This is a genomic window from Blastococcus saxobsidens (assembly GCF_010682065.1).
Taxonomy (GTDB): Bacteria; Actinomycetota; Actinomycetes; order Mycobacteriales; family Geodermatophilaceae; genus Blastococcus; species Blastococcus saxobsidens_B.
This window is the reverse complement of record NZ_JAAGWG010000024.1, coordinates 50,937-74,251: the sequence shown is the minus strand read 5'-3', so window position 1 is coordinate 74,251 and position 23,315 is coordinate 50,937. Positions and strand designations below refer to the sequence as shown.

Below are 23,315 nucleotides of genomic sequence, written 5' to 3'. Positions count from 1 at the left end.
CCATGAGCTCTGGTCCCACCACCGTCGTCGTCATGGGCGTCTCCGGCGCCGGCAAGACCACCGTCGCGGTGGCGCTGGCCCAGCGACTCGGCTGGGAGTTCGCCGAGGGCGACGACTTCCATCCCGAGGCCAACGTCGAGAAGATGCGCGCCGGCTTCCCGCTCGACGACGACGACCGCCGTCCGTGGCTGCAGGACGTGGCCCGGTGGATCGGCGAGCGGGAGCGGGCCGGTCAGTCCTCCGTGGTGACGTGCTCGGCGCTCAAGCGCAGCTACCGCGACCTGCTGCGCGAGGGCAACGACTCGGTGTGGTTCGCCCACGTCGCGGTGCCGCAGACCGTGCTGATGGACCGGCTGACCACCCGGAAGGGCCACTACATGCCGGCCAGCCTGCTGGTCAGCCAGCTCTCCACCCTCGAGCCGCTCGGCGAGGACGAGGCCGGCGTCACCGTTCCCGGCATCGGGGACATCGACGAGGTGCTCGCCCACATCTTGGACGGGCTGGCCCAGGACCGCGGGACCGCCCTGCCGTCCCCGGGCTGACCGGCGGGACCTCACCCCATGTGCGGGTAGCGGTGGTCGGTCGCGGCCGCGAACGTCTCCTTGATCGACCGGCTGCTGGTCCAGCGCATCAGGTTCTGCGGCGCCCCGGCCTTGTCGTTGGTGCCCGACGCCCGCCCGCCGCCGAACGGCTGCTGGCCGACGACGGCGCCGGTCGGCTTGTCGTTGACGTAGAAGTTGCCGGCTGCGTGGCGGAGGAACTTCTGGGCGTGCGCGATCGCCACCCGGTCCTGGGCGATGACCGCGCCGGTGAGGGCGTAGGGCGCCGCGGACTCCATCTGGGTCAGCACCGCGTCGTAGTCGGCGTCGTCGTAGACGTGCACGGCGAGCACCGGGCCGAAGTACTCGGTGGTGAAGACCTCGTGGCCGGGGTCGGTGCCCTCGATGATCGTGGGCCGCACGAAGAAGCCCTCGCTGTCGTCGGCGGTGCCGCCGGCGACGATCGACAGCGCCGGGTCGCCGTCCACCCGGTCCAGGACGCCGGACAGCTTCGAGAAGGACTTCCGGTCGATCACCGCGCCCATGAAGTTCGAGAAGTCGGTGACGTCGCCCATCTCCAGCGACTCCGTCGTCGCCACCAGGTCGTCCTTCAGGCGAGCCCACACCGACCGCGGCACGTAGGCGCGGGAGGCCGCCGAGCACTTCTGGCCCTGGTACTCGAACGCGCCGCGGACCAGCGCGGTGCGCAGCACGTCGACGTCGGCCGACGGGTGGGCCACGACGAAGTCCTTGCCACCGGTCTCGCCGACGATCCGCGGGTAGCCGCGGTAGCCGGCGATGTTCTCCCCGACGGTGCGCCACAGGTGCTGGAACACCGGGGTCGACCCGGTGAAGTGGATGCCGGCCAGGTCGCGGTCGGCCAGCGCGACGTCGGAGACGGCGATCCCGTCGCCGGGAACCATGTTGACGACGCCCGGCGGCAGCCCGGCCTCCTCGAGCAGCCGCATGAGCAGGTGCGCCGCGAACTGCTGGGTGGGGGCGGGCTTCCACACCACGGTGTTGCCCATGAGCGCCGGCGCCGTCGGCAGGTTGCCGGCGATCGCGGTGAAGTTGAACGGCGTCACCGCGTAGACGAACCCCTCGAGGGGGCGGTGGTCGGTGCGGTTCCAGACGCCGGCCGAGGACTGCGGCTGCTGGGCGAGGATCTGGCGGGCGAAGTGCACGTTGAAGCGCCAGAAGTCGACGAGCTCGCAGGCGCTGTCGATCTCGGCCTGGACGGCGGTCTTGCTCTGGCCGAGCATCGTGGCGGCGTTGAGCGTCTGCCGCCACGGGCCGGCCAGCAGGTCGGCGGCGCGCAGGAACACCGCGGCGCGGTCGTCGAAGGAGAGCTCCTGCCAGGCCGGGGCGGCCTCCTTCGCGCAGCGGACGGCGTCCTGGGCGTCGGCATGCGTGGCGTTCGCCGACGTGCCGAGGACGGCGCTGTGCCGGTGCGGCTGCACGACGTCGAAGCGCTCGCCGGCCGCCATGCGCTGCCGGCCGCCGATCGTGCTGGTGAGCTCCAGCGGTTCAGCGGCCAGCTCGGCGAGGCGCTGCTGCAGCTCGGTCCGCTCGGGCGAGCCGGGGGCGTATCCGAGGACCGGCTCGTTGTGCGGCGCGGGTACGCGGGTGACGGCGTCCATGTGCGGGACCTTTCCGTGGTCGGAGAGGGCCAAAATGGCCATTTTGGCCCTGCGGATCTCAGGAGCGGGTGACGAGCGAGCGCAGGAAGAAGGCGACGTTGGCCGGGCGCTCGGCCAGCCGGCGCACGAAGTAGCCGTACCAGTCGGCGCCGTAGGGCACGTAGGCCCGAACGGTGGTGCCGGCAGCGGCGAGGCGGCGCTGCTCGTCGGGGCGGATGCCGTAGAGCATCTGCACCTCCCACGAGTCGGCCGAGCGGGAGTGCTGGGCGGCCAGCTCGTGGGCGCGGCCGATGATCGCCGGGTCGTGCGAGCCGACCATCGGGTAACCGGGGCCGGCCATGAGCAGCTCGAGGCAGCGGAGGTAGGCGGCGTCGACGTCCTTCTTCCGCCGGTGGGCGACGGTGTCGGGCTCGTCGTAGGCGCCCTTGACCAGCCGGACCCGCGAACCGGCGACGGCGAGAGCCCTCGCGTCCTCCTCGGTGCGGTGCAGCATCGCCTGGAGCACGGCGCCGGTCCCGGGGTGCTCCTTGCGCAGGTCGGCCAGGACGGCGAGCGTCGAGTCGACGGTGCGGGAGTCCTCCATGTCGAGGGTGACGGTGGTGCCGCCCGCCGTCGCCGCCTCGGCGACCGGGCGGACCAGCTCCAGCGCCACGTCGTGCCCGCCGCCGGGCAGCGCCTGGCCGAACGCCGAGAGCTTGACCGACACCTCGGCGGCCGGGCCGAGCCGGAGCGGGGCGAGCGCCTCGAGGAGGGCGAGGTAGGCGTCGCGGCTGCGGAGGGCCTGCGCGCGGTCGGTGACGTCCTCGCCGAGGTGGTCCAGCGTCACCGCGATCCCCTGGGCGGAGAGCGACCGGACGGCGGCCACGGCGTCGTCGAGCGACTCCCCCGGCACGAAGCGGTCGACCACCGCACGGGTGGCGGGCGTGCGGACGACGGCCGCGCGCAGGGCGGGGCGCCGGGCAGCGGCGAGGAGGACCTTGGAGAGCAGCACGGGATCTCCCGGGAGGCGTCGGATCGACACCCCGAACGCTAGGCACCCCCACCCCTCGGGGCCAGGGACAGATGTCGGGACTTCGCGGCTCTGCTCTCATACAGCTGTACGAGGGCAGAAAGTGCACCAACCGCCGGGCAGAAAGTGCACTTACCGCCGGGCAGAAAGTGCACTGAATGCCGGGGAGAAGGGGGGCGGCGGTGCGGGACGACCTGCAGGAACTGGTCGACGAGGTGTCGCGGGTGCTCGCCGCGCCGGCCACGCTCGAGGACGCCGCCTTCACGCTGCTCGCCTTCTGCGCCCACGACGACAGCGGCGCCGACCCGATGGACGCCGTCCGCACCCGCTCGATCCTGACCCGCGGCTCGGCGCTGGCGACCCGCCGGTGGTTCGAGGAGTTCGGCATCGCCTCGGCGACCCGGCCGCTGCGCACCCCGGCCGATCCAGCCGCCGGGATCCTCACCCGGCTGGTGCTGCCGGTCCGCCACGACGAGCGCAGCCACGGCTACCTGTGGCTGCTCGACGACGGCCGGATCGACCCCGACGACGACGGCGATCCCGCCCTCGCCCGGGCGATGGAGCTCGCTGCCCAGGCCGGCCGGCTGCTCGCGGACCGCCCCCCGGCCGATCTGGGGCGGACGCTGGCCGACGCGCTCACCGGGCGTCCCGGCGCGCGGGCGCAGGCCGTGCGCCGGCTGGCCGAGGAGCTGCCCGGGAACACCGCCCAGGTGCTGGTCGCCCTCGCTCCCGCCGACGGGCAGCCGCCACCGGACCGGGTGCTGCCGGCCGCCGGCGCCGTCGCCACGGTGGTCGACGGCGGCCCCGTCGCCGTCCTGCTCCCGTTGCCGACGGCGGCCGACCTGCGCCCGGCCGGCGCCCTCACCGCCGCCTCGCTGCGGTCCCTGCCCGACGGCAGCACCGCGGGCGTCTCGGCGGTCCGCCACGGAACCGGCGAGCTGCCCGACCAGTGGCGCGAGGCCTGCGCCGCGGCCCGGGTGGCCGCCGCGGTGCCGCGCTTCTCCCCCGTCGCGCACTGGGCCGAGCTCGGCGCCTGGCGGATGGCCACCGAGCTGTCGGCACCCGACCCCGCGCTGCACCCCCTCCTCGCCGACCCGGTGCTCACCGAGACGGCCGAGGTGTTCCTCGACTGCGCCGGAAGCGCGGTGCGGGCGGCTGAGACATTGCGCATACACCGGCAGACGCTGTACTACCGGCTCGGCCGGATCGCCGCGCTGACCTGCCTGGACATGGCCGACGGCGACGCCCGCCTGCTGCTGCACGCGGGACTGCGCGCGGCCCGGCTCGCCGGCGTACCCCGGCTGCCCCGCGCCTGACCCGCCGAGGTCGCCTACGCTCGCGGGGATGCCTGCGGGAGATGGATCAGCGCACGGGGACGACCGCAGCGCCGACGACGTGATGCGCCTGCTGCGCACCGGCACCGCGCCGGAGCACCAGGCGGTCGAGGACACCCTCGACCTGCTCGACCCGCGGCTCGACCGCGAGCGGCTCGCCTCCGTGCTCACCCTGATGCACGGCTTCTGGACGGCGGCCGAGGACGGGCTCGACGAGTGGGCGGCCCGGCTGCCCGCCGACGCCGCGGCCCTGGACTGGGCCGGCCGCCGCCGCAGCGGCCTGTTCGCCGGCGACCTGGCCGCGCTCGGCGCCGCGCCACCGAGCAGCACGCCCCGCCTCCCGCCGGTCCCCGGTACCGACGAGGCGGTGGGCCGGCTCTACGTGCTGGAGGGCTCCACCCTCGGCGGCACGTTCATCGACCGGCACCTCGCGGAGCTGCCGGGCCTGGCCGATGTCCGGATCCGGGCCTTCTCCCCGTACGGCGAGCGGACCGGGTCGATGTGGGCCGCCTTCCGCCGCGGGGCCCGCGCCCACGTGGCCGCCGGCGGGGACGTCGACCGGGTCCTCGGCTCCGCCCGGGACACGTTCCGCGCGCTGGCCGAGTGGTGCCGTCCCGCGGCCCAGCACCGGGAGGTCTCCGCGTGACCGACGTCGATCGCGACATCTCGTTCCTCATACCGGGGGCGCCGGTCGACCTCACCAACTGCGAACGCGAACCGATCCACATCCCCGGCTCCGTCCAGCCCCGCGGTGTCATGATCGCCGTCAGCGACCCGGACTGGATCGTCCAGCAGGTCTCGGCCAACCTCGCCGATCTCACCGGGGTGCCCTGGCAGCGCGCCATCGGCCGCCCCCTGGCCGAGGTGCTCGGCGTCGCCGCGGCCGGCGCCGTCGTCCGCTCGGCCAGCGCCTTCGGCGACCTGCGGGAGCGCAACCCGGTGGAGATCACGCTGGACGTCGACGGCGACCCGGTGCCCGTCGACGCCCTGCTGCACCGGGCGCTCATCGAACCCGGCCACCCGGTGGCCGACGGGCACGGCGAGCCCGTGGCCGACGCGAGCACGGTGCCGCCGCAGTCCAGCCTGGTCGTGGAGCTGGAGCCGGCCCGCGGGCCACGCCCGTTCTCCTTCCCGAACACCTACCAGGCGGTGCGCAGCACGATCGGCGACCTCAACCGGGCGTCCTCGCTGCAGGAGCTGTACGACATCACCGCCGAGGCCGTGCGCCGGCTCACCGGCTTCGACCGCGTGATGGTCTACCGCTACGACGCCGACTACAACGGCGAGGTCGTGGCCGAGGCCAAGCAGGAGGACCTCAACTCCTTCCTGGGGCTGCACTACCCGGCCTCGGACATCCCCGCCCAGGCGCGGGCGCTGTACGAGAAGAACTGGATCCGGCTGATCTCCGACGTCGACTACACGCCGGTGCCGCTGCACCCGGTCGACCACCCGGTCAGCGGCCGGCCGCTGGACCTCACCTACTCCGCGCTGCGCAGCGTCTCCCCGATCCACGTCGAGTACCTGCACAACATGGGCGTGCGCGCCTCGATGTCGATCTCGCTGCTGCGCGAGGACAAGCTCTGGGGCCTCATCGCCTGCCACCACTACAGCGGTCCGCACGCGCCGCCGTACGCCACCCGCGCGGCCGCCGAGTTCCTCGGCTCGACCCTGTCGGTCCGGCTCATCGACCGCGCCTCGGACGACGAGCACGCCCGCGCGCTGGAGTCGCGCTCGACGCTCGCCTGGCTGACCGCCGCGGCCCTGGACGAGGACCGGCCGCTCACCGATACCCTGCTCGGAACGCCGAACCTGCTCGGTCTGCTGCCCGCCGACGGCGTGGTGGTGCACCTGCAGGGCCACCGCGGCGCGCTCGGCGCCGCCCTGCCGCCGGGCCTGACCGAGCGCATCACCGACTGGGCCGCCCGCCGGAGCGAGGACGTCGTCGCCTCGGACGCGCTGCCGGTGGCCGAACCTGAGCTGGGTGTCCCGGTGGAGCCGGCCTGCGGGGTGCTCGTCCTGCCCCTCCCCGAGGGGCAGTTCGTGCTGTGGTTCCGCGGCGAGGCGGTGCGGCACGTCGACTGGGGCGGCGACCCGAGCAACAAGGCGATCGCCGAGCAGGAGGGCGACGACGTCCGGCTGAGCCCCCGGAAGTCCTTCGAGCGGTGGCGGGAGACCGTGCGCGGCCGTTCCGAGCCCTGGACGGCGTCGGACGTCGAGGCGGCCACGGAGCTGCGGGTGCACCTGCTGGAGGCCCTGTACGCGCGCTCGCGCAGCATCGTGCGGGCCGCCGAGACGCTGCAGCGCAGCCTCCTGTCCGACCCGCCGGAGCCCCCTCACCTGGAGGTGGCGGTGCGCTACGTGCCCGCCGCCCGCGAGGCCCAGGTCGGTGGCGACTGGTACGACGTCTTCGAGCAGCCCGACGGCTCCACCATGCTGATCATCGGGGACGTGGTCGGACACGACACCGAGGCGGCGGCGACCATGGGGCAGCTGCGCGGCCTGCTGCGGGGGATCGCCTTCGACAACGCCGCCGGCCCTGCCGAGGTGCTCACCCGGCTGGACACGGCGATCGAGGGGCTGCACCTCACGACCATGGCCACCGTGCTGGTGGGGCGCCTGGAGCAGTCCCCGGCCGACTGCGACGCCGGGATCATGCGGCTGCGCTGGGCCAGCGCCGGCCACCTGCCCCCGCTGGTGGCCGCTCCCGACGGGACGCAACGGCTGCTCGAGGCGAACCGGCCGGGTCTCCTGCTCGGCGTGGATGCGGCACTGCCGCGCACCGAGCAGGAGACCGTGATCGAGGACGGCTCGACCCTGCTCCTCTACACCGACGGCCTCGTGGAGCGGCGCGACCAGGTCTTCGACGACGGGGTGGAGGAGCTCGCCGAGGCGCTGGCCGACCTGCGCCGACTGCCGGTGGGCCCGCTCTGCGACCGGCTGCTCGAGCGGCTGCTCCCCGACGGCGCGGAGGACGACGTCGCGCTCGTCGCCGTCCGCATCCGTCCGCAGGAGTGCTGAGGGTCAGTCCCCTCCGGGAGCGGTGAACCGCGGCACCAGGCCGTCGTCCGGCACCCTGCCCCGCGCCGGGGGCCGCCCGACACCGGCGGCACCCCGGACGAACGCCTCGGCGTCCGCCGCCGGGACGGCGGGAGCGCCGCCGGTGTCGCGTTCCAGCGCGGCGAGCAGGCGCTCCTCGTCCGGCGCGAGGTCACCGGGGCCCAGGCGCGGGCCCGGCTCGCCCACGTCGGAACCGGCCGCCATCGCCGTGTCAGGCGTCGGGTCGTCGGGAGCGCTCACTCGGCTGTTCCTCACGTGCCGTCACCGCGGGAAGTTGGGCTCGAGCCGCGGCACGATCTGCATCTCCGGGATGAACGCCGTCGGGTGCAGCGTGATCAGCGTCCGGATGGCGTCGGCGACGGCCGACGGCGGCATCATCAGGTGCCCGGGGATGCCCCACTGCTCCATCATCGGGGTGTCCATGGCCGCGGGGATGACGCTCTGCACCCGGCACGGGAAGGGACGCTCGCTGCCGTCGTCGGCGCGGATCGCCTTCTCCCGGAGCTCGCGCTGGATGCACTTGGTGGCGTTGAGGAAGCCGGCCTTGGAACCGTTGTAGGCGATGGCCCCGCTGCCGGAGGTGATCGCGGACAGCGAGACCACGTGCACGACGTCGGCGGTCCGGCCCTCGGGCAGCTCCTGGACCCGCTTCATGAACTCGCTGGTGAGGAAGATCGGGCCCTCGCAGTTGACCGCCATGACCTGCTGGTAGTCCGCGAGGTCGATGTCGGTGATGTAGCCGGGGCGGTCGATGCCGGCCACGTTCACCAGGATGTCGAAGGCTTCCCCGTGCTGGTCGAACAGCCGCGCCACGACGTCGCGGCGGCTGCCGTCGTCGGTGACGTCGAGGGCAACGACGTCGCCGGCGCCGCCGGCCGCCGTCACCCGGGACAGCGTCTCCTCGGCGCCCGGGGCGTTGATGTCGCCGATCGCCACGTGCGCCCCGGCCTCGGCGAGCGCGAGCGCCGTGGCCCGGCCAAGCCCGCTGGCACCCCCCGTCACCAGTGCGACCCGGCCCTTCAGCGGCGCGTCCATCGATCTCCTCCGTCGTGCGTGCGTCCTCGGTCCACGACAGCCTCGCCGAGGATCGACCGGCGCGCAGGTCGGAGGTGCCGACCGGTCAGGGGACGGTCAGCCGCCCGAGGGCGGTGGCGCCGCGCAGCCGCTGGCCCGGGGTCGCCCAGACGTCGGCGAGGGTCACCGTCCGCAGCTCCCGCTCGGCGATCAGCTCGAGCAGCTGCCCGTAGACGGTGGTCACCGCGGGGTGGTTCGCGTGGCCGACGACGATCGTCTGCGGGTTGAACCAGCGCCGGGCGGCGGCCATCAGCTCCTCGGCGGTCAGCACCCGGAAGTCCTCCAGGGTGCCGTTCCACATCGCGATGGTCGGGTGCCCCAGGTCCGCCGCGATCCGGTCGGTGCGCTCGTCGCGCGCCCCGAACGGTGGCCGGAAGAAGGGGCTGTCGTGGACGCCGAAGGTGGTGCGCAGGAAGTCGCGGTTGCGCCGGATCTCCTCGGCCACCTCCTGGTCGCCGAGGGTGGTCAGGTCGGGGTGGGACCAGGTGTGGTTGCCCATGGCGACCTGGCCGGACTCGATCAGCGGGCGGAGCACCGGCGCGTTGTCCTCCCAGGAGCGGTAGCGGCCGTTGGGGAAGAAGGTCATGCGCACGCCGCTGTCGGCGGCGAAGCGCGCGAACGCCGCCACCACCTCGGTGCTGGTGCCGTCGTCGATGCTGAGCGCCAGGGCGGTGCCCTCGCCGGGCAGCGCGTCGACGACTCCCACCGGTGGGAGCTGCGGCACGGTGCCGGGCACCGCGGCCGCGGCGGTCGCGCCGGGAGGCCGCGCCGGCGGGGTGGGCGCGTCGGCCACGGGTGCCAGGGCGTCGCCGAGCCCGTCCGCCCCGCGGATCACCGCCGTGCCTGCCAGTCCGGCCGCGAGCGCGAGCAGGAACCGTCGTCGGTCCATGTCGCGGAAGGTATTTCCGTTCGCCCACGTGTCGGCGGAGCCGGTGGCCGACGCGCCGATCCACTTCGCTCCGAGACGGGTCGTCTGCAGAGGGTGACCAGACCCCCCCCCATGACCCCCGTCGGACGGCGTCACGCGAAGGAGGTCACCCGCCTGGGTGGATCCACTACACCGAGCTGCTCATCCGATCCAGCACCGGTCGGCCCGTGCCGAAGGGATCCCGCAACACATGGAGTGCGGATCAACCAAGGAGGTGTACGGAAATGAGCAGCAACCCGCAGGGATCACCCCCACGCGCGCCGAGCATCGGCGTCACCTGGGGCGGAATTCCTCGGCACGCCGGACGCGCGATGACCGTCGCGGTGGCCACGCTCGTGGCAGCAGGCCTGACCGGGCCCGCTACCGCGGCAGCCGCCACGCTGTCGTCGTCGGCCGACCAGGTGTCGGTCATCGTCCGCGAGAAGGCCGGTTCGGGGCAGGGCCCCGAGCGGGCGGTGTCCGCGTTCGGGGGCTCGGTCACGCGCCAGCTGGGGATCATCGGCGGTTTCACCGCCCAGGTCCCGGTCGACCGGATCGACGCCCTGCGCGCCGCCGCCGGCGTCCACTCGGTCACCGAGAACGCCGGGCTGGCGCTGCAGAGCACCGACGTCGAGAGCCAGGCGGCGCAGGCCGGTTCGCTCTACACGATCGCCAACGAGGTCACCGGCGCCGCGGCGATGTGGGAGGCCGGCTACACCGGCGAGGGCGTCGACGTCGCCGTCATCGACTCGGGCGCCGTCCCGGTCGACGGCTTCACCGCGCCGGGCAAGCTCGTCTTCGGTCCGGACCTCTCCTTCGAGGTCGGGACTCCGCTGGAGAACCTGGACACCAACGGTCACGGCACCCACATGGCCGGCATCATCGCCGGCCGGGACGACGCCGCGACCGGGGCGTACCCGGGGAACTCCAGCGACTTCGTCGGCATGGCGCCGGACGCCCGGATCGTCAGCATCAAGGTGGCTGACGCCCTCGGGTACACCGACGTCTCGCAGGCGATCGCGGCCATCGACTGGGTCACCGAGCAGGGGGACCAGAACGGCCTGAACATCCGCGTGGTGAACATGTCGTTCGGTACCGACGGCGTGCAGAGCTACCAGCTCGACCCGCTCGCCTACGCGGCCGAGCAGGCCTGGCACAAGGGCATCGTGGTCGTCGTCGCGGTCGGCAACGACGGGTTCGGCACCGGGAAGGTCAACAACCCGGCCACCGACCCCTACGTCATCGCCGTCGGCAGTGCCGCCACGTTCGGCACGGCGGACACCGCCGACGACGTCGTCTCCTCGTTCTCGAACGACGGCGACGGCACGCGCAACCCCGACGTGGTCGCCCCCGGCGAGCGCGTGGTCAGCCTCCGCAGCCCGAACTCCTACCTGGACCAGACGGCTCCGGGTGCGCGCATCGGGGAGAAGCTGTTCCGGGGCAACGGCACCTCGCAGGCGGCAGCCGTCGTCTCGGGCGCCGCGGCGCTGCTGATCGACCAGCGTCCGGAGATCACGCCGGACGAGGTCAAGGCCCTGCTCATGGGGACGGCGAAGGCCATCCCCGACGCCACGGAGCGGCAGCAGGGGGCAGGTCTGATCGACCTGGCCACCGCGATGACCACCCCCACGCCGGAGAACGCGGTGCAGACCCACCGGGTCTCCACCGGGTCGGGTTCGCTCGACGAGGCGCGCGGATCGGTCATCGTCGAGGTCGACGGCGAGGCCGTGACCGGCGAGGTGGACGTGACCGGCCAGGCCATCGGCTCCTCGGACGCCGCCTCGCTCGCCGAGGGCGTCACCGAGATCGTCGCGGAGTCCACCCAGGAGACGGTCGAGGCCATCACCGAGCTGCCTGCCGTCGAGCAGGTCGAGGTGATCGCCGCGCTGCCGGTCGCGCAGCAGGCCGCGGTGCTCGAGGAGCTGCCCGACGAGCAGCAGGCCGAGGTCGCCGAGCAGGCCGAGCTGTCCGGCGTCAGCTGGTCCGGTGTCAGCTGGAGCGGCGTGTCCTGGTCCGGCGTCAGCTGGTCCGGGGTCTCCTGGTCCGGCGTGAGCTGGTCCGGCGTGAGCTGGAGCGGCGTCTCCTGGTCCGGCGTCAGCTGGTCCGGCGTCAGCTGGTCCGGCGTCAGCTGGTCCGGCGTCAGCTGGTCCGGCGTCAGCTGGTCCGGCGTCAGCTGGTCCGGCGTCAGCTGGTCCGGCGTCAGCTGGTCCGGCGCGGACTGGTCCTGAGGAGGTGACGACGATGACGAACGGTGTCTCCGGGAACCGGTCCGGTGTGCACCGGCTGAGCGTTCCCCAGCGGATCATGCTGCTGACGGGCGTGCTGGCCGCGACTGCGGTGGCGCTGTTCGTCATCGTCGTCCGCCCGCTCCCCGTGGCACCCACGGCCATGGCCCTGCCGTGGGTGCTCTGGGCGGCGGCCTTCGCCGTCAGCGAGATCTTTCCCGTGCACGTCCAGGTCAACAGGGATGCGCACACCTTCTCCGTGAGCGACCTCTTCATGGCCGCCGGCCTGGTGCTCGTCTCCCCCGGGGCCCTGGTGCTGGCCCAGGTGGTCGGGGTGGCGGCCGCGCTGGTCCTGCACCGCCGCCAGCGGGGGCTGAAGCTCGCCTTCAACACCGCCCTGTTCGCCCTCACCGGCTCCGTGGCGGTCACGGTCCACTCGTTGCTGTCCGCACCCATCCCGGCCACCTGGTCATGGCTGGCGGCCCTCGTCGCCGTCGTCGTGGCCACCCTGGTCGGCAACGCCTGCATCTTCGCGGTCATGAGCATCTCCGAGGGTCGGTCCGACACCCAGGCCTTCGTGGCGATGTGCGCCCTGACCGTCCCCGCGGCGGTCGCGGCTGCCGCCGTGGGGCTGCTCGTCGCCCGCACCGCCGTCCACGACCCCGCCGCGGTGGCCCTGCTGGCCCTCCCGACCATCGGCATCGTCGTGGCCTACCGCGCCTACACCGGAGCCCGGGAGCAGCAGGACAACCTGCGGCTGCTCCACGAGGTCACCTCGCTCCTGCACGCCGGCGACACGCAGGCCGCACTCGGCGACTTCCTCGACTCGGTGCGCTCGGCGTTCCGGGCCGAGATGGCCGAGCTCGTGCTGGTCGGCCCCGAGGGCGCCGACGGCGCCACCGTCAGCCGCAGCCGCGAGGGCGCCGAGGCCGTGGTCATGGTCCCCCTCGACGACGCCGACGAGCACGACCGGCTGCTCCGCCTGGCCACCGCCTCCGGCGCGCTCATCACCCGGTCCGGCAACGGACGCGGTGCCCCCCTGGACACCTACGCCGCCGGCCGCGGGCTCAAGGACGCCGTCGCCGCCGCCCTGCGCACCGAGGACCGCGTGCACGGGCTGCTGCTCGTCGGCGGCCGCATCGGCGACGTCACCACCTTCACCTCCCGTGACCTGGCCCTGCTGGACACCTTCGCCCGGCACGTCGCGACGTCGCTGGAGCGTGGCCGCCTCGAGGAGAACCTCCGGCAGGTGACCGACCTCAAGGAGCAGCTGCGGCACCAGGCGCTGCACGACCCGCTGACGGGGCTGCCCAACCGCACGCTGTTCCTGGACCGCGTGCGGCACGCCGTCGCCGGGGCCGGCCGCACCCAGGTCTTCCCCGCGGTCCTCTACCTCGACCTCGACGGCTTCAAGCCGGTCAACGACACCTACGGCCACGAGGCCGGGGACATCCTGTTGCGCACCGTCGCCGACCGGCTGCGCGGCTGCCTCCGGCCGTCCGACACCGCCGCACGCATGGGCGGTGACGAGTTCGTCGTCCTGCTGGACGGGCCGATCGACCGGTTCGGCGTGAGCCGGGTCATCGACCGGATCCGCGCGCAGTTCGACGTCCCCGTGCTGCTCGGCGACGACGCCGTCGCCACCGTGGGAGCCAGCATCGGCGTCGCCCTCGGCGATGCGGACTGCGACGCCGACACCCTCGTCCGGCACGCCGACGTCGCCATGTATACGGCCAAGCGCTCCGGCGGCCACGACTTCCTGGTCTACGACCCCGCGCTGGGCGACAGCACGTCCTCCCGGGCGGACTCGACGGCCGACCTGGCCCGCGCCATCCGGGCCGGCGAGCTGCGCACGGTCTACCAGCCGCTGATCGACCTGCGCACGGGCCGCCCGATCGGTGCCGAGGCGCTGGTCCGGTGGGAGCACCCGGTGGACGGGCTGCGCTCGCCCGACCAGTTCATCGGGCTGGCTGAGGACAGCGGACTGATCACGCAGATCGGCGAGCTCGTGCTGCGCGACGCCTGCACGCAGGCCGCCCGCTGGGTGGCGGAGAGCCCGGAGGGGGCCGACTTCCTCGTCACGGTGAACCTGTCGGCCCGGCAGGTCGCCGACGACCGGATCGTGGACCAGGTCTGCGCCGCACTGGCCACGTCGGGGCTCGAGCCCCACCGGCTCGTCCTCGAGATCACCGAGACGGTGCTGATGCACGACCGCGAGGCGGCCGCGGCCAGGCTGTGGGCGCTCAAGGGCGTCGGGGTGCGGATCGCCATCGACGACTTCGGTACCGGCTACTCCTCCCTGGCCTACCTGCGCCGCTTCCCGCTCGACATGCTCAAGGTGGCCCGCGAGTTCATCGACGGCCTGGGCCGCGACGCCCACGACGACGTGATCACCCGCGCCATCGTGGAGCTGGCCGGCACCCTCGGCCTGCTCACCGTCGCCGAGGGCATCGAGACGGCCCAGCAGTCGGAGATGGTGGCCGCGCTCGGCTGCGACATCGCGCAGGGCTACCTGTTCAGCGAGCCGATCGAGGCGGACGCGGTCCGCGCCGTCATGGCGGCGTCAGCGGTGCGGCGCAGCACCCAGGCGCTGGCGGCCCACCGGAGCGGCCCGGCCGACGAGCTGGCCCCGGCCTGAGCGTCACACGGAGTGCAGCCCGGCGTCCTCGATCAGCCGCGCCTGCTCCCGGCACCAGGGCGACCAGGCGTCACCCTCGGTCTCCTGGCGACGGCGGAAGGCGGCCCAGTCGAGCAGCTCCCACTCGCCCACCTCGCTGGGGTCGGGCGCCGGGCTGCCGGTGAACCGGCCGATGTACACCGGGCAGATCTCGTTCTCGACCACGCCGAGGAACTCCGCCCGGTAGCGGTAGCCGGGCACCGCGGGGCGCAGGTCGGCCACGCCCAGGCCCAGCTCGAAGCCGGCCCGGCGGGCGATCGCCGCGTCGTCGCCCTCGCCCGGACCGGGATGGCCGCACACGGTGTTGGTCCACATGCCGGGGAAGGTCTGCTTGTCCGCCGCGCGCCGGGTGACCAGCAGCCGGCCCGCCTCGTCGAACAGATAGGCGGAGAAGGCCCGGTGCAGCGGCGTCTCGCCGTGGTGCACCTCGGGCTTGGGCATCGTGCCGATCTCCCGCCCGTCGTCGTCGACCAGCACGATCAGCTCCATGGGAGGGATTGTCCATTACTTCGTCGTCCTCCGGACGACACCGCGGCCACCTACCGTTCCCCGGCTGCGTGGAGCCCTTTCCGGTCCTCGTCGGGGACCCTCCGGGCCCCGCTCCTCGTACCGCCTCGCGGGGCGGCTCCTGTCGCTCCTCAGCGGACCCTCCGGGCCCCCTTCGTCGCGACATCGCGCTCCGCGCGAGGCAGCATCAGCTTCGTGGACAGCTACCGCCGGGACGGCCTCACCTTCGACGTCCGCGACGCCGGGCCCGACGACGGCGAACCCGTCGTCCTGCTGCACGGCTTCCCGCAGGACTCCTCCGCCTGGGACCGGATGGCACCGGCGCTGCACCAGCACGGGCTGCGCACGCTCGCGCCCGACCAGCGCGGCTACTCCCCCATGGCCCGTCCGCGCGGACGCGGCGCCTACCGGCTGCGCGAGACGGCGCAGGACGTGCTGGCGCTGCTCGACGCCGCCGGCCTCGACTCCGCACACGTCGTCGGCCACGACTGGGGCGGCATCGTCGGCTGGGCGCTGGGTGCCTGGTACCCCGAGCGCGTGCGGACGCTGACGGCCCTGTCGGTGCCCCACCCCGGCGCGATGGCCCGGGCCGTGGTGACCAGCGACCAGGGGCTGCGCTCCTACTACATGGGGCTCTTCCAGCTGCCGGTCGTGCCCGAGCGGCTGCTGCTCGCCGGGGACGGCGCGGCGATGCGCCGGATGCTCGAGCACGGCGGGCTGCCCGGGGCCGACGTCGACCGGTACGTGCGGCGGATGCAGGAGCCGGGCGCGCTGACGGCGGCGATCAACTGGTACCGCGCGCTGCCGTGGAGCGGGCGCGACCCGGTCGGCACGGTGCACGTGCCGACCCTGCACGTCTGGAGCACCGGCGACGCCTTCCTGGGCCGCGCCGCCACCGAGGACACCGCCCGCTTCGTCGACGCCTTCTACCGGCTGGAGGTCCTCGACGACGTGACGCACTGGATCCCCGAGCTGGCCGCCGAGCGCACCGCCGAGCTGGTCACCGCCCACGTGCGCGCCTGACCACACCGGTTGGGAGACTTCCCCGCATGAAGGACACGACGTCCCGGCTCACCCGCGCCGAGCGCCTCGACCGCCTGCCCTTCACCCGCGAGCACGGCCGGCTGGTCGTCGGCTCCGGGATGGGCTGGGCCCTGGACGCCATGGACGTCGGCCTCATCTCGTTCGTGATGACGGCGCTCGTCGCGCAGTGGGGGCTCTCCAACGGCGAGGTGTCGCTGATCGGGTCCATCGGCTTCGTGGGGATGGCGCTCGGCGCCACCCTGGGCGGGCTGCTGGCCGACCGGTACGGCCGCCGCCAGGTGTTCGCCCTCACCCTGCTGGTCTTCGGGGTGGCCACCGGCGCCGCCGCCCTGTCCTGGTCGGTCGGTGCGCTGCTGGTCTTCCGCTTCCTCATCGGCCTCGGCCTGGGCGCCGAGCTGCCCGTGGCCTCCACGCTGGTGAGCGAGTTCGCCCCGGCCCGGGTCCGCGGGCGGGTGGTCGTGCTGCTCGAGGCGTTCTGGGCGGTGGGCTGGACGCTCGCCGCGCTGATCGGCTACTTCGTCGTCCCGAGCAGCGACGACGGGTGGCGGTGGGCGCTGGCGATCGGCGCGGTGCCGGCGCTGTACGCCGTCGTCGTCCGGCGCGGGCTGCCGGAGTCGGTGCGCTTCCTCGAGCTGCGCGGCCGCACCGAGGAGGCCGAGGCCACGGTCCGCCGCTTCGAGCGGTCGGCCGACGTGGAACCGGTGCCGTCGCCGCCGCCGGCACCCCCGGCCAGGCCGGCGCGGGTGGGTGCGCTGTGGGCGGCCGGGACCGGCTCCCGCACGGCGGCGCTCTGGGTGGTGTGGTTCAGCATCAACTTCGCGTACTACGGCGCCTTCATCTGGCTCCCGACGCTGCTGTTCAACGACGGCTTCTCGCTGGTGAAGTCCTTCCAGTACACGCTGATCATCACGCTGGCCCAGCTGCCCGGGTACGCGGTCGCGGCCTACCTGATCGAGAAGTGGGGCCGGCGTCCCACGCTGGCCACCTTCCTCGTCGGGTCCGCGGTCGGCGCCGGGATGTTCGCCGCCGCCGAGGCCGACACCGCGATCCTGGTGACCGGCATGGTGCTGTCGTTCTTCAACCTCGGCGCCTGGGGCGCCCTGTACGCGGTGACGCCGGAGATCTACCCGACCGCCCTCCGCGCGACCGGCGCGGGCGCCGCTGCGGGCTTCGGCCGGATCGCCTCGATCATCGCCCCGCTGTGCGTGCCGCTGCTGGTGGACACCGGCGGCACCGGCCTGGTGTTCGGCGTCTTCGCCGCCTTCTTCCTGCTGGCCGCGGTCGCCGCCCTCGGCCTGCCCGAACTGCGCGGGCAGGCCCTGGACCAGGGCGTCGCCCACGGACCGACATCCGCCCCGCGCGCCCGCTGAGGACCGCGCGGACGGGGGCCACCGGCCGGCGGCGTCCGGCGATCCGGGCCACCTGACCTCGGTTGCCCGGAGGAGAGCCGGGTAGCGGCAGGTCATGCCGAACTTCTCCCCCGGTCACCTCGCCGGCAAGACGGTCGCCGTCACCGGCGCCAGCGGCAACGTCGGTACCGCGCTGCTGCGCCGGCTGACCGACCCGAAGGCCGGCGTGGCGGAGGTCCGCGGACTGGCCCGCCGTCGCCCGCCGGCGGTCGCGCCCTACGAGGGAGTGCGCTGGCACCTCGCCGACCTCGGCGAGGCGGCCAGCGAACGGGAGGTGGCCGAGTTCGTCGACGGCGCCGACGCCGTCGTCCACCTGGCCTGGGCACTCCAGCCGGGCCGGCACCCCGAGGCGCTGCACGAGGTCAACGTCGAGGGCACCCGCCGGGTCGCCCGGGCGGCTGCCGCGGCCGGGGTCGACCAGTTCGTGCACATGAGCTCGATCGGCGCCTACGCCGGTGGAGCCCGCGGGCACCGGGTGACCGAGGACTGGCCCACCACCGGCATCCCCAGCGCCCAGTACAGCCGGGACAAGTCCGCCGCCGAGCAGGTCGTGCGCGGGGTGTTCGGCCGCCACCGCGACACCGCGCTGACCGTCGTCCGGCCCACGCTGGTGCTGCAGCCGGAGGCCAGCAGCGAGATCGGCCGCTACTTCCTCGGCCCGCTGCTCTTCGGGGCGGCACGGATGCTTCCCGGTCCGGTGGCCAGGATGCTGCCCCTCCCGCTGCCGGCGCTGGCGATCTCCTTCGTGCACGCCGACGACGTCGCCGACGCGATCGAGCGGATGATCGACCGGCGGGCTCCCGGCCCGTTCAACCTCGCCGCCGAACCGCTGATGGACGCCGACGCGCTGGCCCGCGCGCTCGGGACCTTCCGGGTGCCCACCCCCGCGCTGCTGCTGCGGGCCGGCCTGGCCGCCGCGCACGCCGCGCACGTCGTGCCCACCGAGCCGGGGTGGCTGGACATCGGCACCCAGGTGCCGGCGCTGGACACCACCCGTGCCCGCAAGCTGCTGGACTGGGCGCCGTTCCACCGTGGCGACGAGGTGCTCCGCCAGTTCGTCGCCGCCCTGGGCGACGGCGTGGGCGCGCCGGGACCGCTGCTCCGCCCGGCGGGCGGGCCGACGCTGGACCCGGCCGGCGACGTCGCGAACGCCCCGGGCCCGCGCGCCAACTAGGGACCTGTCCGGCGCGCTGCCGAGCAGGGCGGGTCATGGCGTTCGGCTGTCCAGCAGAGTTGTCAGCCCCAGAAGAGCGCATCCTGGTCGCGTTCGAGCTCCTCCAGGAGTTGATCCACCGACGCGGCATACGGCAGCGAGGGGCACTCACGCCAGCGTCCGTCTCTGCCGCGCCAGTAGAGCCGCCAGATGCTCCGCGACTTCAGATGGCGGAGCCGAGCCACCGGGGTGCTCATCCACTCCCCCCGGGACTGACCGTTCCACGGTGGCCGTCGCTCGACGATGGTGTTGTCACGGCCGGAGATCTCGCACTCGATGCGGAGCGCGTCCCGGACGGCAGCGGGCACCTGCTCCCGGCACCACCGCTCGACACGGGCGACTTCGAGTTCCGGCGGCGGTCCTGTCCCCATGCAGCACATCCTCTCCTCCAGCTGTCCACAGATCCGACCGAGGGGCATCGACCAGTCAGGCGTCTCACTAGCCTCGGCTGGTGCCCCGCCGACCGATGCGCATCACCGATCTGCCGGTGGAGCAGCGCCCGCGGGAACGCCTCCGGAGGCTCGGCCCGGACGCGCTGACGGACGCCGAGGTGGTGGCCATCCTCATCGGCGCCGGGAATCGCGAGCACAACGCGATCGATCTCGCGCACCGGCTCATCGCGTCGACGGGCGGAGTCGCCGGGCTGGCCACCACGACCGTGCAGGAGATCGAGCGCATCCGGGGGCTCGGCCCGGCGGCATCGGCCCGCATCGCGGCTGCGACAGAGCTGCGCCGCCGGGCCGCCCTCACCGAGCCCGCGTCGGGGGTGTCCGGCTCGGCGGGTGTGGCGGCGGCGGTGCTGCCGCACCTGCAGGACCGGCAGCGCGAACGGATGATGGTTGCCGTGCTGGACAGGCGCCTGCGCGTGGTGGACGTAGTTCCGATTGCCGAAGGGACGACGGCGCACGCCGCCGCCCCGGTCGGTGACGTGCTGCGGGCAGTGCTCACCCGAGGCGGCCAGGCGTTCGCCCTGGCGCACAACCATCCCGGTGGATCGCTGGAACCGAGCCCTGCCGACCGCACGGCGACGGCTCAGGTACGCGCCGCCGCCGAGGCGTGCGGGCTGCGCTTCCTCGACCACCTCATCGTCGCCGGCGACCACTGGCGTGCGATCTGAGCCGCGTCAGACAAGCTTCGAAAAGATCTCGTTCCGTGCCGCCTGAGGTAGCGCCACAGCGACCGCGCGTTGGCGCTCGATCAACGTGGCGATGTCCGCCAGTTGATCCAATCGGCCAACCATCACGCTTTGGGCAGTGACATCTGGCAAAGGAACCACAAGGTCCTCGAACGCCTTCATGCCCAAGGTGCGGTTACGGGTAACCGTGCCAGGCGACGCCTTGCGAATGAGCACCATCCCGGGATCACTCAAGAAGAAGTGCAGCAGGTAGCGAGCCTCGACTTCACCTTCACGGATCGGCACGTACGGAAGAAATCTCTGTGAGGCTATGAACTCCTCCGCCTGACGCTCGGTCGATACGGCGATCGCCGCCTCCCATGCCTGGATGTTGCTCAGGATCAAAGCGTTGGGCGGGAAACGGTAGTAGGTGACCTTGCTCAGCTCCGCACCGGGGATCGCCTCGTTCTCAATGATTCCCTTGCCCCACGAGTAGACACCGATCTGGCGATACGCCGCCGCCGGGTCAGGAGTGATCTTCGTCCGCTCCAGCCGGAGCACGTCCCCCACGCGAACGTGCCGGACGGTCACTGCCGGCCCGCCATCTCAGCTTGCATCCGCTCCAGCAGACCGAGGATCTGCGTCTCCGTGTCGATCAGCTCGGCGATCAACTCGACAGGTGGTCGATGGGCAAGATCGTCTGGTCGGTTCGGACTGTGTAGGTCAAGGTCGAAGTTGTTGAGGTCTGTCACGGGGACGTTCCAAGCGTTCGACGTCTCGACACGGTGAACTCGGCCGTCACTACCCCACCACGCCTCACAATCCGCCAACTCCTCGTAGCGCAGCGGCTTGGTCTTGGTGTAGCTCCTACGCCGTTGCGGCAGCGGATGCTCGTAGAACCAGATGCTCCTCGTCGGACCGCCCCGCTCGAAGAAGAGGATATTGGTCGAAATGAGGGTGTAGGGGGAAAACGTACCAATAGGGAGACGCACGATGGTGTGCAGATTGAATTCCTCCAACAACCTCGCCTTGATCCGGGCCCCGATTCCCTCGTCGAAAAGTACGGCATTGGGTACGACAATCGCGGCCCGTCCGGTCTTCGACTTGGCGATGCGCTCCATCACCGACAGAAGGAACAGCCACGACGTCTCCGCCGTCCGGTAGTCGGTCTTGAAGTAATCCTTGACCCCGACCTCTTCCTCGCCGCCGAACGGCGGGTTGGTCAGCACGACGTCGACGCCGTCGCGGCGCTGATCGGCCGCCGAGAAGGTGAGCGCATTGCCCCGAGTGATGCGGGGCGAGTCGACCTCGTGCAGCAGCAGGTTCATCTGCCCGAGCAGGTACGGCATGGGCTTCTTCTCGAACCCGCGCAGGGTTCCGCGTAGCGCCGCACGCTGCTGAGCCGGCGTCTCCGACGCATCGGCTGCCCGAACCATGTGGTCCCAGGCCTCCACCAGGAAGCCGCCGGTTCCTGCGGCCGGGTCCATCACCACCTCGCCCGGACGCGGGTCCAGCATGTTGACCATGAACCGGATGACCGGCCGCGGGGTGTAGAACTCGCCCGCGTCACCGGCGGCGTCGCGCATCTCCCGGAGCATCGACTCGTAGAGGTGCGCCATGGTGTGCACGTCGTCGGCCGACACGAAGCTGACCTTGTTCACCTCGTCGACGAGGTCGGCCAGCAGGTAGCCCGACAGCATCCGGTTCCGCGTGTCCCGGAAGATCGCGGCCACCGTCTCGCGGGTGTCGCCCGCTGCGCCACTGCCGGTCAGCCCCGCCAGGTGAGGCAGCAGGTTCTGGTTGACGAACGTGAGCAGTGCGTCACCGCTGCGGCGGGTGGTGGAGTCCGCTGCCCAGTCCCGCCACCGGTAGGGCGACGCGAGCGCCGGCCGGTACTCAGGGTCGGTCACCTCGCGGGACTCGTCGAGATCGTCGAGGGCCTTCAGGAAGAGCAGCCAGGCGAACTGTGGAATGCGGTCGGCGTCCCCGTTGAGCCCGGCGTCCTTGCGCATGACGTCACGGGCCCGCTTGATGACGGCGGACAGGCTGGCGGTGGGCTTCGCTGCGGGCATGCGCTGCTTTCTTGGTGGAGGACGAGCAGTGGCGAGGAGTCAGGCGAGGGCCTGCTGGTACACCGCGGTGGCGACCGACATGGCCGCCGGCAGGGTTCCGGTAGCGGCGCCGACGTCGGTGACGAGCGCTTCGTAGTCGCGTGCCCAGGACGCCGGCGGCTCCGGCAGGTCCAGTGGCGGTTCCTGCCCGTCCCGTGCCGCGAAGACCATCCGCAGGCGCTCGGGCAGCCGAGGATCGGGTAGGAGCCCGGCCTCGACGAGCAGCACCACGTCGACCAGGTCCTTGACCCGGGTGCTGGGTCGGTTCCCCGCGTAGGTGCGGCAGATCGCGTGGAACTTCTCCGCCGCGTGCTGGGCGACATCGACGGCCAACACCTGCGCCGGCCCGAGGTCGACGCCGTCCACAGGTGCCGGCAGGTCGATCAGCTCCGTGGAACCGGAGGTCTCGGCGACGCGAGCGACGACGTCGACCCGCACGCGGTCGAAGACCCTCCCCGCGATCCGGACCTCCACGCTGAACCGCCACCCGCCCTGCCCGGCGTCATCAGGTCGGAGCGCCGCCGCACCGGTGATGGAGAACCGGAAGAAGTCGCCCTCCGGGTCCTGATCGAGGGCGGTCGCCAAGGCATCGCGGAGCGGCTCCACTCCTGCAGCCAGAGCGCTCGCCAGATCGAGGTCCCGGGTCGTCCGGGCGCGGTGCTCCAGGCGCGCCTCCAGGAGGTAGCCACCCTTGAGAACCCAGCGGTCGTCACCCGACAGCCGCCGCACGATCCGCTGGAAGACCAGCCGCCGCCGAAGACGGCCCGCCTCGATGCCGAGGCTCGCGGCCTGGTTCACCAGGCGCGCCTCCAGCGCCGCGCGCATGGCGGCCGGTGTCGCGGGGGTCATGCGTGGGCCTCGGGCGGCGCGGTCAGCGCGCGTTCGAGCCGGAGGGCTGCGGCGGGGCCGAAGGCATCCATCCGGCGCTGCAGGGTGCCGCGGCTCGCCGAGCCCGCCGACAGGGCATCGCCGACGGCAGAGCTGAGCTGCTCCTGGCTGACGCTGGTGGTCGCCAGATCGAGCAGCGTGCGCGTCACGGTCGTCACGCGGAAGGAGCCACGGTCGTCGATGTCGCCGTCGTCCAGCTCAGCGACGTGCAGGACCACTCCTGGGGTCGCCGGCCGAGGCGCCGGAACGGTCAGGTGCACATCCCCGAGATCGAACTCCCCGAGGTCGTGCACATCCGCAGCTGACTGGAAGGAGACGACACCCAGCCCCTCGGACCACACCGCCCACCGGGCGTAGCCGTCGTTGGCAGCAGCCGGCCACCCGGCGAGCCGGAACAGGGCACGGTCGACCTTCACCCAGTTTCCGCGGTCGACGTGGTACTTCTGGGCCTGGTAGCTGTACCCGACCCCGAGCGCCTGCGCGGCCGAGACGTAGCCGGCCTGCCGAAACGCGACCTCGTGGAGCCTGCGGCGCAGGTCGAGGCGAGCGGACATGCCAAGACCCTAC

Annotated in this window: 21 protein-coding genes; 10 read left to right on the top strand and 11 right to left on the bottom strand. The window is 73.0% G+C overall.

The features are described from left to right. Window positions 1-2 precede the first annotated feature (2 nt). Window positions 3-542 carry a gluconokinase gene (locus GCU60_RS15085; protein WP_163206651.1) on the top strand — a complete coding sequence of 180 codons (540 nt, stop codon included), beginning with the start codon at window positions 3-5 and terminating at the stop codon, window positions 540-542. Window positions 543-553: 11 nt separating this feature from the next. Here the strand turns inward: GCU60_RS15085 and pruA are convergent, their stop codons facing one another. Further along, window positions 554-2,179, bottom strand: a complete 1,626-nt coding sequence (gene pruA / locus GCU60_RS15080; RefSeq protein ID WP_163206648.1) for an L-glutamate gamma-semialdehyde dehydrogenase — start codon at window positions 2,177-2,179, stop codon at window positions 554-556. Between the two features lie 58 nt (window positions 2,180-2,237). Further along, on the bottom strand, window positions 2,238-3,170 hold the full coding sequence (locus tag GCU60_RS15075) for a proline dehydrogenase family protein (RefSeq protein ID WP_345770620.1): 933 nt from the start codon (window positions 3,168-3,170) through the stop codon (window positions 2,238-2,240). Window positions 3,171-3,370: 200 nt separating this feature from the next. On the opposite strand from GCU60_RS15075, the gene GCU60_RS15070 reads away from it, so the two are divergent. From GCU60_RS15070 to GCU60_RS15060, 3 genes are read left to right on the top strand one after another with little or no spacing between them, the layout of a single operon-like run. Next, window positions 3,371-4,504, top strand: a complete 1,134-nt coding sequence (locus GCU60_RS15070) for a PucR family transcriptional regulator (RefSeq protein WP_345770619.1) — start codon at window positions 3,371-3,373, stop codon at window positions 4,502-4,504. Between the two features lie 28 nt (window positions 4,505-4,532). Then, window positions 4,533-5,168, top strand: a complete 636-nt coding sequence (locus tag GCU60_RS15065) for a biliverdin-producing heme oxygenase (RefSeq protein ID WP_163206643.1) — start codon at window positions 4,533-4,535, stop codon at window positions 5,166-5,168. Then, window positions 5,165-7,540, top strand: coding sequence for a SpoIIE family protein phosphatase (locus tag GCU60_RS15060; RefSeq protein ID WP_163206640.1), 2,376 nt, complete (start codon window positions 5,165-5,167; stop codon window positions 7,538-7,540). Before GCU60_RS15065 ends, GCU60_RS15060 begins: the two co-directional genes overlap by 4 nt. Before the next feature lie 3 nt (window positions 7,541-7,543). On the opposite strand, the gene GCU60_RS15055 is transcribed toward GCU60_RS15060, so the two are convergent. From GCU60_RS15055 to GCU60_RS15045, 3 genes are all read right to left on the bottom strand, one after another. After that, window positions 7,544-7,819 (bottom strand): hypothetical protein, encoded by a 276-nt coding sequence (locus GCU60_RS15055; RefSeq protein WP_163206638.1) that lies wholly within the window; start codon window positions 7,817-7,819, stop codon window positions 7,544-7,546. A gap of 21 nt (window positions 7,820-7,840) precedes the next feature. Further along, window positions 7,841-8,614 carry an SDR family NAD(P)-dependent oxidoreductase gene (locus GCU60_RS15050; protein WP_163206636.1) on the bottom strand — a complete coding sequence of 258 codons (774 nt, stop codon included), beginning with the start codon at window positions 8,612-8,614 and terminating at the stop codon, window positions 7,841-7,843. Window positions 8,615-8,699: 85 nt separating this feature from the next. Further along, on the bottom strand, window positions 8,700-9,542 hold the full coding sequence (locus GCU60_RS15045; protein ID WP_163206634.1) for a polysaccharide deacetylase family protein: 843 nt from the start codon (window positions 9,540-9,542) through the stop codon (window positions 8,700-8,702). Window positions 9,543-9,805: 263 nt separating this feature from the next. Here GCU60_RS15045 and GCU60_RS15040 point away from each other — a divergent pair, with 263 nt between their 5' ends. Next, window positions 9,806-11,788, top strand: a complete 1,983-nt coding sequence (locus GCU60_RS15040) for a S8 family serine peptidase (protein ID WP_163206632.1) — start codon at window positions 9,806-9,808, stop codon at window positions 11,786-11,788. Window positions 11,789-11,801: 13 nt separating this feature from the next. Continuing rightward, window positions 11,802-14,423, top strand: a complete 2,622-nt coding sequence (locus GCU60_RS15035) for a putative bifunctional diguanylate cyclase/phosphodiesterase (RefSeq protein WP_163206630.1) — start codon at window positions 11,802-11,804, stop codon at window positions 14,421-14,423. A gap of 3 nt (window positions 14,424-14,426) precedes the next feature. Here GCU60_RS15035 and idi read toward each other — a convergent pair whose 3' ends face one another. After that, window positions 14,427-14,951 (bottom strand): isopentenyl-diphosphate Delta-isomerase, encoded by a 525-nt coding sequence (gene idi, locus GCU60_RS15030; protein WP_163206627.1) that lies wholly within the window; start codon window positions 14,949-14,951, stop codon window positions 14,427-14,429. A gap of 213 nt (window positions 14,952-15,164) precedes the next feature. Here idi and GCU60_RS15025 point away from each other — a divergent pair, with 213 nt between their 5' ends. From GCU60_RS15025 to GCU60_RS15015, 3 genes are all read left to right on the top strand, one after another. Continuing rightward, window positions 15,165-15,992 carry an alpha/beta fold hydrolase gene (locus tag GCU60_RS15025; protein WP_163206625.1) on the top strand — a complete coding sequence of 276 codons (828 nt, stop codon included), beginning with the start codon at window positions 15,165-15,167 and terminating at the stop codon, window positions 15,990-15,992. A gap of 26 nt (window positions 15,993-16,018) precedes the next feature. Continuing rightward, on the top strand, window positions 16,019-17,383 hold the full coding sequence (locus GCU60_RS15020) for an MFS transporter (RefSeq protein ID WP_163206623.1): 1,365 nt from the start codon (window positions 16,019-16,021) through the stop codon (window positions 17,381-17,383). Window positions 17,384-17,477: 94 nt separating this feature from the next. After that, complete coding sequence (locus GCU60_RS15015) at window positions 17,478-18,596, top strand: NAD-dependent epimerase/dehydratase family protein (protein ID WP_163206621.1); 1,119 nt, start codon at window positions 17,478-17,480, stop codon at window positions 18,594-18,596. 62 nt (window positions 18,597-18,658) lie between these two features. Here GCU60_RS15015 and GCU60_RS15010 read toward each other — a convergent pair whose 3' ends face one another. After that, a complete protein-coding gene (locus GCU60_RS15010) occupies window positions 18,659-19,006 on the bottom strand; it encodes a DUF3024 domain-containing protein (protein WP_163206619.1) in 348 nt (115 codons plus the stop codon). A 95-nt stretch (window positions 19,007-19,101) separates the two neighbouring features. On the opposite strand from GCU60_RS15010, the gene GCU60_RS15005 reads away from it, so the two are divergent. After that, window positions 19,102-19,752, top strand: coding sequence for a JAB domain-containing protein (locus tag GCU60_RS15005; protein ID WP_239521256.1), 651 nt, complete (start codon window positions 19,102-19,104; stop codon window positions 19,750-19,752). Between the two features lie 6 nt (window positions 19,753-19,758). On the opposite strand, the gene GCU60_RS15000 is transcribed toward GCU60_RS15005, so the two are convergent. From GCU60_RS15000 to GCU60_RS14985, 4 genes are read right to left on the bottom strand one after another with little or no spacing between them, the layout of a single operon-like run. After that, window positions 19,759-20,319, bottom strand: a complete 561-nt coding sequence (locus tag GCU60_RS15000; RefSeq protein ID WP_345770618.1) for a hypothetical protein — start codon at window positions 20,317-20,319, stop codon at window positions 19,759-19,761. Window positions 20,320-20,336: 17 nt separating this feature from the next. Continuing rightward, complete coding sequence (locus GCU60_RS14995) at window positions 20,337-21,821, bottom strand: HsdM family class I SAM-dependent methyltransferase (protein WP_163206613.1); 1,485 nt, start codon at window positions 21,819-21,821, stop codon at window positions 20,337-20,339. Window positions 21,822-21,860: 39 nt separating this feature from the next. Then, window positions 21,861-22,709 (bottom strand): nucleotidyl transferase AbiEii/AbiGii toxin family protein, encoded by an 849-nt coding sequence (locus tag GCU60_RS14990; RefSeq protein ID WP_163206611.1) that lies wholly within the window; start codon window positions 22,707-22,709, stop codon window positions 21,861-21,863. Beyond that, window positions 22,706-23,302 carry a type IV toxin-antitoxin system AbiEi family antitoxin domain-containing protein gene (locus GCU60_RS14985; protein ID WP_163206609.1) on the bottom strand — a complete coding sequence of 199 codons (597 nt, stop codon included), beginning with the start codon at window positions 23,300-23,302 and terminating at the stop codon, window positions 22,706-22,708. The genes GCU60_RS14990 and GCU60_RS14985 overlap by 4 nt, the downstream gene beginning before the upstream one ends. Window positions 23,303-23,315 lie beyond the last annotated feature (13 nt).